Source organism: Helicobacter felis ATCC 49179, assembly GCF_000200595.1.
Taxonomy (GTDB): Bacteria; Campylobacterota; Campylobacteria; order Campylobacterales; family Helicobacteraceae; genus Helicobacter; species Helicobacter felis.
In genome coordinates, this window is record NC_014810.2 from 1494731 (window position 1) to 1509573 (window position 14843).

The 14843-nt window shown below is 44.3% G+C and carries 15 protein-coding genes; 6 read left to right on the forward strand and 9 right to left on the reverse strand.

All coding sequences use genetic code 11. The annotated features are described in order from the left end of the window. Window positions 1-6: 6 nt before the first annotated feature. Genes pseH through flgH form a run of 4 tightly spaced genes read right to left on the reverse strand, consistent with a single transcriptional unit; the run spans window position 7 to window position 2842 of the window. Window positions 7-573: a UDP-4-amino-4,6-dideoxy-N-acetyl-beta-L-altrosamine N-acetyltransferase gene (gene pseH, locus HFELIS_RS07595; protein ID WP_013469967.1), complete on the reverse strand. Its 567-nt coding sequence runs from the start codon at window positions 571-573 to the stop codon at window positions 7-9. Continuing rightward, window positions 566-1456, reverse strand: coding sequence for a FlmD protein (locus HFELIS_RS07600; RefSeq protein WP_013469968.1), 891 nt, complete (start codon window positions 1454-1456; stop codon window positions 566-568). Before HFELIS_RS07600 ends, pseH begins: the two co-directional genes overlap by 8 nt. Further along, window positions 1437-2129 carry a pseudaminic acid cytidylyltransferase gene (pseF, locus tag HFELIS_RS07605; RefSeq protein ID WP_013469969.1) on the reverse strand — a complete coding sequence of 231 codons (693 nt, stop codon included), beginning with the start codon at window positions 2127-2129 and terminating at the stop codon, window positions 1437-1439. The genes HFELIS_RS07600 and pseF overlap by 20 nt, the downstream gene beginning before the upstream one ends. Window positions 2130-2137: 8 nt before the next feature. Then, window positions 2138-2842 (reverse strand): flagellar basal body L-ring protein FlgH, encoded by a 705-nt coding sequence (gene flgH / locus HFELIS_RS07610; protein WP_013469970.1) that lies wholly within the window; start codon window positions 2840-2842, stop codon window positions 2138-2140. Window positions 2843-2913: 71 nt separating this feature from the next. Between flgH and HFELIS_RS07615 the strand changes: the two genes are divergently transcribed. Continuing rightward, window positions 2914-3612 carry an outer membrane protein gene (locus HFELIS_RS07615; RefSeq protein ID WP_013469971.1) on the forward strand — a complete coding sequence of 233 codons (699 nt, stop codon included), beginning with the start codon at window positions 2914-2916 and terminating at the stop codon, window positions 3610-3612. Here HFELIS_RS07615 and HFELIS_RS07620 read toward each other — a convergent pair. Next, window positions 3609-4154, reverse strand: coding sequence for a phospholipase D-like domain-containing protein (locus tag HFELIS_RS07620; protein WP_013469972.1), 546 nt, complete (start codon window positions 4152-4154; stop codon window positions 3609-3611). The genes HFELIS_RS07615 and HFELIS_RS07620 overlap by 4 nt on opposite strands. A 98-nt stretch (window positions 4155-4252) precedes the next feature. Here HFELIS_RS07620 and HFELIS_RS07625 point away from each other — a divergent pair, with 98 nt between their 5' ends. Genes HFELIS_RS07625 through argS form a run of 4 tightly spaced genes read left to right on the forward strand, consistent with a single transcriptional unit; the run spans window position 4253 to window position 8701 of the window. After that, complete coding sequence (locus HFELIS_RS07625) at window positions 4253-6181, forward strand: midas domain-containing protein (RefSeq protein ID WP_013469973.1); 1929 nt, start codon at window positions 4253-4255, stop codon at window positions 6179-6181. Next, window positions 6178-6804, forward strand: coding sequence for a guanylate kinase (gene gmk, locus HFELIS_RS07630; protein ID WP_013469974.1), 627 nt, complete (start codon window positions 6178-6180; stop codon window positions 6802-6804). The genes HFELIS_RS07625 and gmk overlap by 4 nt, the downstream gene beginning before the upstream one ends. A 55-nt stretch (window positions 6805-6859) precedes the next feature. Beyond that, window positions 6860-7090 carry a twin-arginine translocase TatA/TatE family subunit gene (tatA, locus tag HFELIS_RS07635; RefSeq protein ID WP_013469975.1) on the forward strand — a complete coding sequence of 77 codons (231 nt, stop codon included), beginning with the start codon at window positions 6860-6862 and terminating at the stop codon, window positions 7088-7090. A 3-nt stretch (window positions 7091-7093) separates the two neighbouring features. After that, window positions 7094-8701 (forward strand): arginine--tRNA ligase, encoded by a 1608-nt coding sequence (gene argS / locus HFELIS_RS07640; RefSeq protein ID WP_013469976.1) that lies wholly within the window; start codon window positions 7094-7096, stop codon window positions 8699-8701. A gap of 80 nt (window positions 8702-8781) precedes the next feature. Here argS and HFELIS_RS07645 read toward each other — a convergent pair whose 3' ends face one another. From HFELIS_RS07645 to HFELIS_RS07660, 4 genes are read right to left on the reverse strand one after another with little or no spacing between them, the layout of a single operon-like run. Then, complete coding sequence (locus HFELIS_RS07645; RefSeq protein ID WP_013469977.1) at window positions 8782-10635, reverse strand: primosomal protein N'; 1854 nt, start codon at window positions 10633-10635, stop codon at window positions 8782-8784. Between the two features lie 22 nt (window positions 10636-10657). Next, the gene (locus HFELIS_RS07650) at window positions 10658-11182 is read right to left on the reverse strand and encodes a hypothetical protein (RefSeq protein WP_013469978.1); all 525 of its coding nucleotides are present in this window, start codon (window positions 11180-11182) and stop codon (window positions 10658-10660) included. A gap of 16 nt (window positions 11183-11198) precedes the next feature. Beyond that, window positions 11199-11699 carry a hypothetical protein gene (locus tag HFELIS_RS07655; protein WP_013469979.1) on the reverse strand — a complete coding sequence of 167 codons (501 nt, stop codon included), beginning with the start codon at window positions 11697-11699 and terminating at the stop codon, window positions 11199-11201. Between the two features lies 1 nt (window position 11700). Beyond that, window positions 11701-12624, reverse strand: coding sequence for a radical SAM protein (locus tag HFELIS_RS07660; RefSeq protein ID WP_013469980.1), 924 nt, complete (start codon window positions 12622-12624; stop codon window positions 11701-11703). 107 nt (window positions 12625-12731) lie between these two features. On the opposite strand from HFELIS_RS07660, the gene uvrB reads away from it, so the two are divergent. Further along, window positions 12732-14699, forward strand: coding sequence for an excinuclease ABC subunit UvrB (gene uvrB, locus HFELIS_RS07665; protein ID WP_013469981.1), 1968 nt, complete (start codon window positions 12732-12734; stop codon window positions 14697-14699). Window positions 14700-14843: the final 144 nt, after the last annotated feature.

A 14843-nucleotide genomic window follows, 5' to 3' on the forward strand; every position in this document is an offset into this window, starting at 1 on the left:
TTTCCTTTAAAAAGTGCTCAGGGGTGAAAATTTTACAAACAACCATACATCGTGGTAACGCCCTTTGCGGTGGATAAAATCGCGCAAATAACCTTCTTTGCGGTAAGCGTGGCGTTGGTAAAAATTTAGTGCCCGTTCATTAGTAGCAAGCACTTCTAAATGCAAGGCATGGAGGCGGATTTTATAAAAAGCGATAAATTCAAGCGCATTGAGGATTTGAGTCCCCACATGTTCTAAATGCGGGTTTTTATAGATACCCAAAAATCCGTGCCTATGGATGGGGTGTATCCTTGTAAGAGAACCCACACCTAGCAAAGTTTGCCCTTGTTTAAAAAGATAGTAGGCGCTATTGGGGTTCTCTTTAAGCTGTTCAATAAAGCGCAGATGGGCCTCTAGGCCAATGTGTTCATTAAGCATCCATACAGAGGTTTTGGGATGATTGCGAAAAGTCAAAATTTCTAACTGCTCTTGTTGGGTCGTGTGGGTAAAATGGCAGGCGTAGAGGGGGGGGTGTTCTTGCAAAGCAGTTGAGGGAATCTCAAAACTCTTAGAAAGCCATGAAGGATCAAACAAAGATGGCCTTTAGTGTGGATTCAAGCGCATTACCGATGTTTAAGTGCTTTTGAATAGCCTGTATAGCAAGGCGTGCTTTAAGGTCAAAGGCACTCAGATCGTCTTGCAAAGTTTGAAAAGTGCTGCACTTACAGGCCTTAATCGCGCTCAAGGCTTCAAGTTGGGGGCGTTGGTTGGGGGCTACCTCTATAGCTAAAATGGGGGTGAGAGTGAGCATAGCCTCATAGAGCATCCCCCCGCCTCCTAGCAAAGCCACATCGCTTTGTTTTAAAAGAGTGGCAATTTGGGGCAAATGTAAATTTTCATGGAAAATTGCTTGGGCATAAGGGCGCAGGGCGCGTGTAATCTCTGCAGGCGCGCAAATATGGAGTTTGTAGGGCGTGTTTTGCAGGCATTCTAGGGCTTGTTGGTAAAAATGCAAGCTTTGCGCACTTCCCCCAAAGGAAATAAAAAGAGTTTGGATTGTCGGGTTTAGATTTTTATTAGAAGTTTTAAAAGCCATCTCAAAAGGCATAAACTCTGATCCTAGAAAATGGCGTTCTGAAGAATTTTTATAAAGCTTTTCAGCCTGAAAGGCCGGGTTGATCACAAAGGCTTGTGGGGGTTTTGGGTGGGGGAAGTCCTCAAGATAGAGAAAAGCATGGGTTAGAGAAGCTACATAGTGGTAAAAATTTGGGCTGGCTTGATAACTATCCACAATAAGACGATCGCTTTTAGACACTCTAAAATCACGCAACCAATTTATATTAATATCTGCTAAAGGATGGGGAGCAATAAGGCGCGATTCTAGACCGATACGCGTCAAGTGTTTTTGAAGTTTTTGGGCACGGCGTAAGTGTCCTAGTCCGCTTTGAAGCGAGATATCAGCTAGAAGGGTGATCATGGGAGTGCAAAAGTTGGTATTTGAGTTTGGCTAATTCTAGGTCTTCTAAGGTGTCGATGTCTTGGGTGTAAATTTCAGGCACAACAATGGGGTAAGAATGCGCAGCTAAAAGGGGTTCTAAGTTGCTAAAATGGCGCGCCTCTCCCATGTAAAAAAGCCCAGTGTCGTGGTAGAGGGGGGGGAGGTCTTGGGTGCGCTTGGGGAGGTGCTCAGCAAAAAGAGGGGCGGGATTGGGATTTAAACTGAAGGCGCGATAAGGCGAAGCGCCATAAGGACTAAGCGCGATAGCGTATTTATAAGTTGGATGCTCTAAGAGGACGTTTTTAGCTTCTTGAAGTTGGTTAGCTTGGAGCAAGACACTTGTCCCATAGAGCGCGCAAACGAGCGTTTTGGGCGTAAGTTTTAAAGTAGCGATGGCGTGTGCTATGGCTTCTAAACTGGGGGTAAGCGCATCGGCCAAATGAGCGGGGCGCAAAAAGGGCGTGGACGCGCCGTATTCTCTAGCAATGCGCGCGATTTCAACACCATCCGTGGACACCACCACTTGATCAAAGAGTTTTGATTGCAGGGCGGTTTGTATGACATGGGCGATGAGGGGTTTTCCTAGAAAAGAGTAGATATTTTTATGGGGGATGCGCTGACTATTGGCGCGCGCTAGAATGATAGCGATCACTCTAACCCCTAGAAGGGAAATTCAGATTCAAGGACTTCATTGGAAAGTTTCTTTTTATTGCTCGCGCTCAAAGGTCCTAAATTAGTGTAAGAGATCTTGGCATCAGCGATGTGTTTAGACTGCACGACATTATTTTTATTAATATCAAAGGGACGCACCACACCGCTTAGTTTGATCACCTGCTTTTCCCCATCAACTAAAATCTCCTTACTTCCGTAAATAAAATAATTTCCATTTTCTAAAACCTTAACAATGCGTGCGGTGAGGATGAATTTAAGGTCCTCGCTCTTTTTTTGCGAACCTCCTCCCTTGAAGGTTTTATTTGTGGTGGGTTGGGTGAGGCTGTAATTGCTGCGATCGTCTAAAAACTGGGCTTGCTCTCTTTTGTTAAGATCTGTGCCATTGTAAGCTAGGCGGGGGGGCGTAGAAGTGCCATTAGAAGTATTAGCGTAATTTTTTGATGCGCTGTAGTTAGCGCTGGCGTTTTCAGAGATTTCCACAGTTACAAGATCATTGGGCTTCATAGCGCGTCTATCGGCAAAAAGAGGGCGCTCCCCCTGCCCAAAGAGACTTCCGGGTTTAGCAATTTCAGGGATAAATTCTTTAGAGGGCATTTCTTCCACATAATCAGGAGGATCAAACTTGATGCCCGGCTCAACAGCCCTAGCCAAACTCAGTAACACCACAAAACTTGCAAGCTTAAATTTAAACATGCTCTTCCTTAGTGGGTTTTATGCGTGATTATACTATAATGGGGACTTAGCCATCACTTTTAGGATAGAAAATGCGGAAAAAACACGGGTTGACTGTGATCATGGGGGCTGTGTTGGGCATGGGCGGATTAGATGCCCTAGATACCTCCGATTGGAAAAAGGGTTTGATTATAGGGACGAATTATCAGACTGGGCTTATCAATATCCAAACGGAAACTAAAGCCAAACGCAATGGCATGAATGTCAATGCCAATGGTTTAGGCTTCTTGATAGGGTATACAGGGTATTTTCGCGACGATCAGATGTTTGGGGCGCGTTATTATGCCTTTTTAGATTGGCAAATATTTGGTGCGCAATATCATCCAAGCCCCTATGGAGGAGGAGGGTATTATGGGGGTAATAACCTGCTCACTTATGGGGCTGCAGCAGATTTTTTCTATAATTTTTTTCAAGGCACTATCTATAGCAATGATATTTCGCTAGATTTAGGGACCTATGTGGGCGTGGGGATTGCGGGCAGTTCTTGGTTATTGGGCGATACGGGGCGAGATAAACTAGGAATTCCTAGTTTGGGTCTTCCTAGCGTGAATGTGAGCGCTTTTCAATTTCTTTTTAATATCGGGCTGAGGGCTTTACTTGTAGATCAACATGGAATCGATTTAGGTTTTAAAATTCCCACCATCAACAACCATTATTATACAAGCGACTCCTACAGCGTAAAACTACGCCGTAGTTTTGCTTTTTATATCAACTATAGCTACCACTTCTAGTAGGGTATGCAAGAAGAGAGCATCTTTTTATAGTAACTTTGCGCCTTTTGGATTAGAGCGGAGTTGTCGTCTTTGAGCAGTAATTCGTAGCTGTTTTCAAAGGCATTTTTGCTCCAGTTGGCCGAACCTAGAAAAATCCACTTGTTATCGATGAGTGCTAGTTTTTGGTGCATGATACCCCTGTAGGAAGCTTGAAAGTGTCTAGCACTCTTAACTTCCTTGCCTTGAAGGAGGCAAGTATGAATACCTTTGTATTTAGAGAGATAGGCGATAGTGGAGTGCTTGCCATGCACATTTGAACCATAATCATAAATGATGTTGATCTTCACGCCACGATCGGCCGCGTTTTTAAGAGCTTTAGAAATAGCTTGATGCGTGAAACTATAAATCGCAATGTTGATATTACTTTGGGCCGCGTTGATCCCTGAAATCAAACTATTTAGAGCATCTTTTTGTTCATAGGGCAACATGTAAAGTGTGGGGTTTGCGCACAAAAAGCCCGCGCACACGCAGGGCAACAAAAAAGACCTGAAAGAAACCATTTGCGAAACTCCTAGTCCTCAATTTTAGGTTAAAGTAAAAAGGCTTGTTTTTGTATTATAATGCAGGGTTTAGGTAGTCTAGCTTAAGGAGAGTGGCGTTGAAAATTTTATTAGTCAACAAAAATAGGATGATCGAAAAGCTGTTTGAAAATATTGCTAAAAAACTTTCTTTGGAGCTAGTGGTGCAAGAGCACAGCAATGAAGCTCTCTCAAGCTTGCAGAATGGCGAGGATTACTTTTTCTTTGCAGATGATACGGTGATAGATGAGGAAGAGTATCGCAAATTTGAACCTCACTTGGAAACATGTAAGCTCAGTGCTTTTATCCACAGGAAGAGCGTTTTGCCCTTTGGGTCATTTAGCCATTATATTCAAAAGCCTTTTTTGCCCACGGATGTTTTGCATATCTTAGAAAAGACTATGGATACCCTTACCATTCCTCATCAGGAGGCTCCTGCTCAAGAGAAGCTTGCAACAGATTCGGCGTCATTAGATTTAAACCTTGATACAGGTTTTGATTCAGAGTTGGACCAACTTGAGGAATTAGAACATCTCTTTGATCCCCAAACAAGCGCGCCTCATACTCCGCAAGAGAATCCTACAGAGAATGCGCATGCCTTGGACAACTCGGGAGAAGAAAACTTAGAAGACTCAGAACCACAACAAAAACAAGAGGGGGTATCCCAAGAAGGAGACTTAAAAGATTTTTTGGAAGAACCATCCCCGGCTCCACAAGCTGATTTGACTCCACAAACCGAGATTACAGAAACGGAGTCTGAGTCAAAACCCGCAGATCTTAATATTTCCCTAGAGGATCTCCTGCCTGTGGATAATAGCGTGGATGACGAAGGCATCCATGGATTCGACTCCAAAAAGGAGAGTGAGCCACAAGCTTTTTTTGAAGAAGAGCTATCTTCTTTTCCCCAAGAGGCAGAAGTTCATGCAGATACCCCCATAGAGGAGGCGCAAGCAACTTCAGCTTTGGAGTCTCAGCATGAACAAAACCCCCCTCACTCAGAACCCGATCCTCAAGAGATGGTTTTAGAACAAGAGGGGCTTGAATCCCAAGAAAAAGTCTCTGAGCAGGGCAATGCTGAAAGTGTGGAGGTTGAACTTCAAGATATTGCACATCTTGAAGATATCCCCGAACCGGTGATGGCCAGTGTGATGGATCAACCTTACAAAGAGTCAGGGGAGCAAGAATCTAACGAGGTAGCCGATGCGATCCCACAGGAGACCCAAGAAACCGATACGCAAGAAGTTACACCCCAAGCAACACCAATCTTAGACGCACCTGAGACTATAGAACCTCACGCAGAAGAAGAGAAAGAAGAGAAAGAAGAGAAAGAAGAGAAAGAAGAGAAAGAAGAGAAAGAAGAGAAAGAACTCTTTGAAGGTGCAGAACCTCAAGAGGAGCAAGACCATGAGGAGCAGGCAACAACGCTTGAATCTGAAGCATTAGATCAAGATACCACACAAACAAACACATCTTTAGAGGCCCCTCAAGAAGAAGTTTCTAGCCACACAGCCACCTCTCTTGTGCAAGAAGCAGATTTAGATGAAGATCAGGATATTTTAGAGGACCTAGAAAGCTTGCCAGAAGAGCCAATGCAAGAAACCTCTCCCCAAGAAGAAGACGCGTCTGCAAAGTTAGAGTCTGCATTGGAGGACACTGCAGGAGAAAATCCTAGTGAAGCAGAAGTGAGCGATGAATCTTGTGCAACAGAAAACCTAGAAGATTCTAAAGTGGCAGATTCTCATAGTGTGGAGGAAGAACTTCATGAAGACGCGCCCCAACCTCTTGAGCCACAAGAACTCATGCAAGAAGTCCACGAGTTGCCCACGCCTGTTGACTCTCCTAGCAAGGAGCAAGCAAAAGAGAGTGAACAGACAAGCCAAGAATCCCTACCATCTGTATTGCCCACTTTGACCCTAGATTTGCAAACCCTGCTCAAAGATTTACCCATCGATCCAGAGATTCTCAAAAATAAGGTCTTAAGTATTCAAATTATCGATAAACCCCAATGACAGCTTCAGATGCCTACCGCATTTTAGTTCTAGCAGGACCAAGTGGGGCGGGCAAAAGCACTTTAATTAAACACATCATGGCTTCTTGCCAAGATGTTTATTTTTCTATCTCCACCACCACGCGCCCCAAAAGGGCGGGCGAGGTTCATGGGCAACATTACTATTTTGTGAGTCAAGAGGCTTTTTTAGAAGGGATTGAGAAAAATCAATTCTTAGAGTGGGCGCTTGTGCATGGACACCATTATGGCACTTCTCTTTTACCCGTGCAGGACGCTCTTAAAGCGCGCAAACTTGTGCTTTTTGATATTGATGTACAAGGGCACCATAGTCTTAAAAAGATTTACCCTAAGGCAACCTCTATTTTTGTTACCACTAAAAATGTGCAAGTGCTTAGAGAACGCCTAGAACAACGCGGGACAGACACCCAAGAGATCATCACCAAACGCCTTGAAAACGCTTTTAAAGAGCTTCAGGAAGTGGATAGTTTTGACTATGTGCTGATCAATGAGGATTTAGAGCAAGCTAAAGAGAGAGTTTTATGGGTGGCGCGCACCCTAGACTACAAACAACAAATGTTTCCTAAAGAAGCCCTCTGCACGGCTTGGCGCAAAAAAGGACTTTAAGGCTTTTAAAGCCAGCTATAGTAGAATAGACCACCTTATGTATTAAAGGATTAGTATGGGTGGCTTTAGCAGTGTATGGCACTGGCTCATCGTTTTATTTGTGATTTTACTTCTTTTTGGGGCAAAGAAGATTCCCGAACTTGCTAAAGGATTGGGAAGTGGAATTAAAAACTTTAAGAAGGCAATCAAAGAGGACGAGGAACCAACAAAACCCCAAGAATCCCAAGTTCTCCACAATAATCAAACCCCTTCTCCCTCCACATCCCAACAAGATCACAAGGCTTAAGCATTGTATAATAAAATTAAAGGCGTGTTAGAACGCCTGTTGGACACAAAGATCGTTTTAGAGCATCCTAAGGATAAGAGTTTAGGGCATTATGCGAGCGTGGTAGCTTTTTCTCTAGCCAAAGAGCGCAGAAAAGCCCCTAAGATCATCGCTGAAGAGTTGGTGCAATTTTTAAAGCAAGAGCAGGTATGCCAAGAGGTTTTTGCTTCTATTAGCGCGCTCAATGGTTATCTTAACTTCACACTTAAAGAAAGCTTTTTAGATGAGCTCTGTAATCAAGCTCTGAGTCTAGGAAAAGATTTTGGGCGAAATATCTTAGAGTCCAAAAAAAGTTACTATATAGAGTTTGTGAGCGCAAACCCCACCGGGCCCCTGCACATCGGGCATGCGCGCGGAGCGATTTTTGGGGATAGCTTGTGCCGTTTAGGGCGTTTTTTGGGTGTAAAAACCCATGCTGAATATTATGTCAATGATATGGGCGCACAAATCCACATGTTGGGTCTCTCTGTGTATTTAAGGATACAGGAGATGCGGGGCGCACAGGTAGAATATCCACCCAATGCTTACAAGGGGGACTATATTACCGAGCTGGCACAAAAGGCGTTAGAACACTTTGGCGCGCTAGAGGGGGAAGAAGAAGCCCTTATAGCGCAACTAGGAAACTTTGCAAAAGAACTCATGCTAGCAGAAATTCAAGAAACTCTAGCAGAGACGGGCATATGCATGGACGCTTACATTAGCGAAAAGGCGATGTTTAGCGCACAAGAGAGGGTTTTTACTCGCTTACAAGAGGCAGGAGGGGTTTATGAGAGTGAGGGGAAAATGTGGCTTGCTTCTAGTCAAAAGGGAGATGAAAAAGATCGCGTGCTTAAAAAAAGCGACTCCACTTTTACCTACATTGCTGGAGACATCACCTACCACGATTACAAATTCCAACAAAACTACGACCACTATATTAATATCTTTGGGGCAGATCACCATGGCTATGTGGCGCGCATTAAGGCGGCTTTAGAGTTTCTAGGTTATGAGTCCCAACGCCTAGAGGTGCTTTTAGTGCAAATGGTCGCCCTCTTACAAGAGGGCAAGCCCTATAAGATGAGCAAGCGCGCGGGGAATTTTGTCCTCTTAAAGGATGTTTTACAAGACATTGGTAAAGATGCTCTGCGCTTTGTTTTTCTCTCTAAAAAGCTGGACACGCATTTAGAATTTGATGTCGCTAGTTTGCAAAAACAAGACAGCTCTAATCCCATTTTCTACATCCATTATGCCAACGCGCGCATCCACACCCTTATGAGCAAATTCCTGCAAAGAGGAAATGAACAAGCTATTTATGCTAGCTCACTTTGTAATCTCCCCCCCGTTGCTACACACCTGCTCTTTAGCGCGCTCAACTTGCCTAAGGTGCTTGTGAGTGCTTTTGTGGATCGCGAACTGCAAAAGATTTGTGAGTATCTTAAAAACCTCGCGGGGGATTTCCACGCCTTTTACAACGCTCATAGAATTTTAGAAACACCTCAAGAACTTCCATATCTCAAACTCTGTCAAATGGTGAGCCTAAGTCTGACAATCGGATTAAGTATGCTAGGGATTGAAGCTAAGAAAAAAATGTAAGGGGAAGCAGGACGGGGAAGGAGGGGGAGGTTACCCCGCCCTGCAGTCCCTATTATAGCACAAGTTTCACTTAAAATAAGCTAAATTCCCGGGTCGATCTCAATTTTAAAGGCAAGAGGGTGATCTTTAAGATGGTGTAAAATTTGTAAAAGATTTTTCGCAGAAGCCGCGCTTAAGAGAATTTCATAGCGGTATTTCCCCGCTACTCTAAACACCTGCGCCTGACCACTTCCCAAGATTTCCACTTCTTTAACACTCTCAAAGAGGGTTTGCAAAACATTTAAGATAGTCTGCATATCCTCTTGAGCCTTTTCTTGGCTTGTAGCACTAAATTCAAGCTGAGCCAAACGCCTAAAAGGGGGGAAAACTTGCATGCGTGTGTGGAGCTCATCTTTTAAAAAGACCTCATAATCTTCAAGATAATGTTGTAAAAAATCTCTGTTATGCGACTGAATAAGCACTCTGCCATGTTTTTTGCGCGCGCTACGCCCAGCAATCTGGCACATCAAGCTTACCCCCTGCTCAAAGCTTGCATAACTTCCATTGTGCAACACCTCATCTAGCCCTAAAATCACCACTAAATTCACCTTAGGATAATCATGTCCCTTAGAAATCATCTGCGTGCCGATCAAAATATCTAATTGATGCGTGTTAAAAGCCTCTAAGATGCTTTGAATTTGTTGGTTGGTATGGGTGTGATCCTTGTCTAAAATGCCAATACGCGCTTGGGGCAGTAGCGCCTCCAACTCTTTTTTACACTGCTGTGTGCCCATGCGCTTGCCTTGCAAAGAATCGCATTGACAACTAGGGCAAACTTTAGGGATACTCTCTTGGTGTTGGCAGTAGTGGCAACGCATGCACCGATCTTTGAGGTGCAAACTCATATTCACGCTGCAAAAGGGGCAACGCACCCCCTGCCCGCACACCTGACACAAGAGCTTTTTAAAATGCGCGCGGGTGGGCAGAAAAATTATGCTCTGTTGTTGAGCACTCAAAGTGTCTTGTAGAGCCCTCAAAATAGTAGGACTAAGCGCAGTTGCGCCTTCATCAAAGATCACTTCTTGGCTAGAACCATGAAAACGCCCCCTAAGACGCACAAGACTTTGGCTTTTTTGCGCCACATAATAACTTCTTATACTGGGTGTTGCCGAGCCTAGCAAGGTTTGGATGGGCATTTTTTGGGCTAGATATAAACTTAGATCGCGGGCATTATAAAAGGGGGTTTGGTTGGCTTTGTAGGCTTGATCATGCTCCTCATCTACAATCAATAATCCCAAATGTGCCATAGGTAAGAATAATGCGCTTCGAGTGCCCACCACCACGCGCACCTCTTGGGTGTAGAGCTTTTTTAAAAGGCTCTCCCTTTGAGCGGGATTGAGTTTGCTATGCCACAGCCCCACCTGCGATCCAAAGCTTTTTAGAAGTGTTTGATAAATTTGAGGAGCTAGGGCAATTTCAGGCACTAACACCAACACTCCCAAAGATTGTTGGAGTTTACTAGCAATGAGATGGGCGTAAATATGCGTCTTGCCACTGCCCGTATCTCCAAAGAGCAAGGCACTTTGAAGAGAACTAATTTTATCGTATGCAATTTGCTGTGCAGAGCTAAGGGGCTCAAGCTTGGGGGTTATACAAGATGGCGCGGGCACATACTCAGTTTTAAAGGGTTGAAACAGGGGCGCGATCACGCCTATTGGGGCACAATAATAATGCGCCATGAAGTGCAACAAGAACATTTGGTGCGCATTAAAATACGCCTCTATAGGCTTTGCCTGCTTGCAGGTAAAATGAGGTCGATCGCACACCCCCAACACCACCCCCTGAACAGACCGGCGTTGCAGGTGGATTTTAACCAGCGCGCCTACCTCTAGGTTTTCTTGACTCTCATAAGTAAGAGGTTTGATCTTGGCAAAGGGAGCGATGGTGTAAAACAAAACAGGCCTTGTGGGATAGAGATTATGAGGAAATTTGAGCCTTAATAAATTGGAGCGTTTTTGCTAACACTTGTTTTTCGTTTAAATGCTGGATGTCAATTTTAATTTTATGGGGAATCTGACTGCGATCAAAGGCGGCATGGAAGCAATCGATCTCTTCTTGCTTTTGCTTAGGGTCTTTATGGATAGATTGTCCATCTTCTCTCTCCATCAGGCGATCAAGGCGATCGACAAGTAAGATCAAAAACACCTCCTCCATGTCAAGAATCTTTTGTTCCAATTCAAACACGCACGCGCTATCATAATGGCGGTACATAGCCCCAAAAACCGCTTCGCTTAAATGTGTGCGGTTGAGAATAATCGAGGACTCTTTTTTTAAGGCAAGATCAAAGATATATGCATACCAATGCAAATAATGCGCCTGCGTGTAGGTGTCTATGTGGATGGTGTGCAACAATAAAAACACCTCTGTAGAAAAATGTGCCAAAAGCCCACGCGACAAGGTATCTTTTCCCACCCGATCCGGTCCATCTAGTAAAATAAGCACAAAACCCCCCTATCTTTTAAAAAATTTCCAAAATTTCAAAATCTTCAAATCTCTGCGAGTCGTCTTCTGCTACATCGCCTACACTCAAATCCTTAAACGCTTGATAGAGGGGGGCTTTAGGATTCACTAAGACAAAATCCTGCCCTGCGATCTTGGCATGAGAGTGTGCTGCAAAGGGAACCGCAAAAAAGCAAAGTTTTTTATCATCTCTTTGGGCGATCACGCAAGCACCTAAAGCCACTTTTTGGGGATGGGGTTGGTTTTGCAAATCAGCGCACAATCGTTGGGTTAAATTCAAGGCTAGAGTTAAATCCGCCACCCGTTTTTCACCAGCAGCAACAAGATATTGCGCCTCTTCTTTAAAGGTATCATAACGGCTTGCCATCGCACCCTTATGGTAATTAGCCTCTTCTTGAGATTCTCGCACTTGCTTTTGCGCGCTCTCACGCATTTTTGTAATCTCTTGCGCGCATTCTTGGAGAACTTGGATTTTTTCTTGAGTTGTGTTTGGATTCATATCACCTCTTTGATAAATAAGTAAAAGGTCTAAAGCGTTTCAAACACCATGAAGCCTTATCCCCGGGATAGCCACAATTATAATTGCAAGTATCCACAAGACACAATCGCAAGGGAATCAAGCGATAATCTTCCTGTTGCTGCATTTGGAAGTGCCCTTGAGAATCTACTAGGGGGAAATCTAAATCTTGGCGCATATAACAAAAAGTTGCCCATTTGTTAGGGAATACCCTCAAATAATCCTTATAACCCTCGATGCATTGTTTAGCTTTATTACAGAGAGAACAAGGGAGATGGTTTTTGCTAGCCAAAGCATGTTGCTTGTATTCCACACGCGATCCATTTTGTGTTGTAAACACCACGCGATCACGATTGGCCTCCTCTTGGTGTGCGTAGGTGATCAAGCCCGCGTCTAAGACCTCTTGAAGAGCCTCTTGCACGCTGATATAATAGCGTTGGTAGTTTTGGGCAATGTCCTCTGTGTAATACAGATCGAAAAGCTTTAAAGAAATCCCTAGTCGATCCACAAACTCAATTTGGGCTTTTAAATCGTGGGTATACCCCCTGAGCAAAACTCTGTTTAAGGAAATATTAAGCCCAGTCTTTGTGGCGTTTTCTATATTGCTCACCACACGATCAAAGCCATCAAACCCCATGATTTGCCGGTAATTTTGGCGATCCATCGCGTGGAGGGAGATGCGAATCTTCTTGGTGCAATCTTTTAAGCGTTGATCATATTTATCCAAGAAAAAGCCATTCGTAGTGATAGAGGGTGTGTAATGTTTGCTGACCATCTGACACACATCTATGATTGTCCGTGCGCCATCTTTGTAAAGCAAAGGCTCTAGGGCAGCCAACTCGACCTTAGCGCAATTACGATGGGCAAACCAAAAATCCACTAACTGCGCAATAAAGTCATAGGGCATACACTGCACGCGACCCCTTTTTTAAAGTTAAGACCCTAAATTATAACACAGCTTCAACAACCTTTAAAGCGCGTAGCTGTGCTATGATCAGCAAAAAAAGAGAGATGATGCCAAATTTTCAATTACACGCCCCCTATGCGATGAGTTTAGAGCAAGAAAAGGTCGTGCAAACTTTGAGTGAGGGGGTAGAACAAGGGGCGCGTTACCAGACTTTAATTGGAGTTACGGGTAGTGGCAAGACCTTTAGCATGGCCAATTTGATCGCGCGCTTGCAAATGCCCACTTTGATCATGAGTCATAATAAAACCCTATGCGCCCAACTTTACAGCGAGTTTAAAGGCTTCTTCCCTAAAAACCATGTGGAATACTTTATCTCCCACTTTGATTACTACCAGCCCGAGTCCTACATCCCCAGACGCGATCTCTTCATAGAAAAGGATAGCTCGATCAATGAAGATTTAGAACGCCTGCGCTTGAGCGCAGTAACTTCATTGCTGAGTTATGAGGATGTGATTGTGGTCGCTAGTGTATCGGCTAATTATGGGCTGGGCAACCCTGCTGAGTATTTGAGCATGCTAGAAAAAATCCAAGTAGGGCAAGTGCGCCCCTATAAGCAATTCTTGCTCAAGCTCGTAGAAATGGGCTATAGTCGCCAAGAAATCTTAGAGCGGGGTAAATTTAGGGTAGTGGGAGAATGTGTAGATATTTTCCCCGCCTATAATGATGAAAACTTTATTCGCATCGAGTTTTTTGGCGATGAGATCGAGCGCATCACTAGCATGGACGCGCTGGAGAACACCCCCCTAAAGCAACTAGACTCTTACCCCCTCTATGCGGCAAATGCCTTTATTGTCAGTCCAGAGCGTTTGCAACAAGCCATTAAAGACATTGAGCAAGAATTACAGGCACGCCTAAGCTTTTTCAAACAAGCCCAAAAGCCCCTAGAATACGAACGCCTCAAAACCCGCACCGAATTTGATTTAGAGATGATTAGTGCGACTGGCATTTGTAAGGGCATTGAGAATTATGCGCGCCACTTCACGGGCAAACAAGAGGGGGAGACCCCCTATACTTTGATGGACTACTTCGCCCAAAAGCAACGCCCCTTTTTGGTGATAGTTGACGAGTCGCATGTGAGTTTGCCCCAATTTAAGGGCATGTATGCGGGGGATTTGAGCCGTAAGCAAGTCTTGGTAGATTACGGCTTTAGATTGCCCTGTGCGCTGGATAATCGCCCGCTCCAATATGAAGAGTTTATCACCAAACCCCCCCATTTTCTCTTTGTCTCAGCTACCCCTAACCCCCTAGAGTTAGAACTCTCACAAGGTCATATCGCCCAGCAGATTATCCGCCCCACCGGATTACTAGACCCTGAGTATGAGGTGCGCCCCGTGGCTAATCAAGTGCGGGATTTATTTGAGAGCATTAAAGAGGTGGTGAGCAGACATGAGCGCGTGCTGGTTACTACCTTGACTAAGCGCATGGCGGAGGAATTATGCAAGCACTATTTAGAATGGGGCTTGAGGGTGCAGTATCTGCATAGCGATATTGATGCCATTGAGCGCAACCATTTGATTAGAGAGCTTAGATTAGGGGTTTTTGATGTGCTCATTGGGATCAACTTATTAAGAGAGGGGCTAGACTTGCCAGAAGTCTCTTTAGTGGCGATCTTGGATGCGGATAAAGAGGGGTTTTTACGCAGTGAAACCAGTTTGATTCAGACGATGGGGCGCGCGGCTCGGCATGTGCGTGGCAAGGTGCTTTTTTATGCCGATAAAATCACAGCAAGCATGCAAAAAGCGATGCAAATTAGCGATGAGAGACGGGCTAAACAAAAAGCCTTTAATGCAGAACATGGCATTGAGCCTAAAAGCGTGCAAAGACATGTTGAAGAAGAATTGATCGATAGCCTGCCTGCCAAACCCAAACGCTCCAAAGCCCTAGAAAAAATGCCTAAGAGTGAAAAGGATCGCTTAATCAAAACTTTAAGGGCGCAAATGCAACAACGCGCTAAGGTGTTGGACTTTGAAGAGGCGGCAAGATTGCGCGATGAGATCGCACGCATTAGGTTGTAGTGTAATGGCAAAATTTTTTCCTAGCGCAATCCTGCCTCCTCTGCTGATTTTTATTTTGATAGGTTTAATGGAATATATTAAAGTTTATTTAATTATTTTTCGCCTACAATCTCGGTCTGCGATTTTTTCTTTATCTTATAAGGT

Coding starts and splice junctions, on each gene's coding strand:
- flgH (WP_013469970.1), bottom strand. CDS start 2,842: ATGTTTAAATTTAAGCTTGCAAGTTTTGTGGTGTTACTGAGTTTGGCT.
- HFELIS_RS07655 (WP_013469979.1), bottom strand. CDS start 11,699: ATGAATCCAAACACAACTCAAGAAAAAATCCAAGTTCTCCAAGAATGC.
- HFELIS_RS07620 (WP_013469972.1), bottom strand. CDS start 4,154: ATGGTTTCTTTCAGGTCTTTTTTGTTGCCCTGCGTGTGCGCGGGCTTT.
- tatA (WP_013469975.1), top strand. CDS start 6,860: ATGGGTGGCTTTAGCAGTGTATGGCACTGGCTCATCGTTTTATTTGTG.
- HFELIS_RS07600 (WP_013469968.1), bottom strand. CDS start 1,456: ATGATCACCCTTCTAGCTGATATCTCGCTTCAAAGCGGACTAGGACAC.
- uvrB (WP_013469981.1), top strand. CDS start 12,732: ATGCCAAATTTTCAATTACACGCCCCCTATGCGATGAGTTTAGAGCAA.
- HFELIS_RS07615 (WP_013469971.1), top strand. CDS start 2,914: ATGCGGAAAAAACACGGGTTGACTGTGATCATGGGGGCTGTGTTGGGC.
- gmk (WP_013469974.1), top strand. CDS start 6,178: ATGACAGCTTCAGATGCCTACCGCATTTTAGTTCTAGCAGGACCAAGT.
- HFELIS_RS07660 (WP_013469980.1), bottom strand. CDS start 12,624: ATGCCCTATGACTTTATTGCGCAGTTAGTGGATTTTTGGTTTGCCCAT.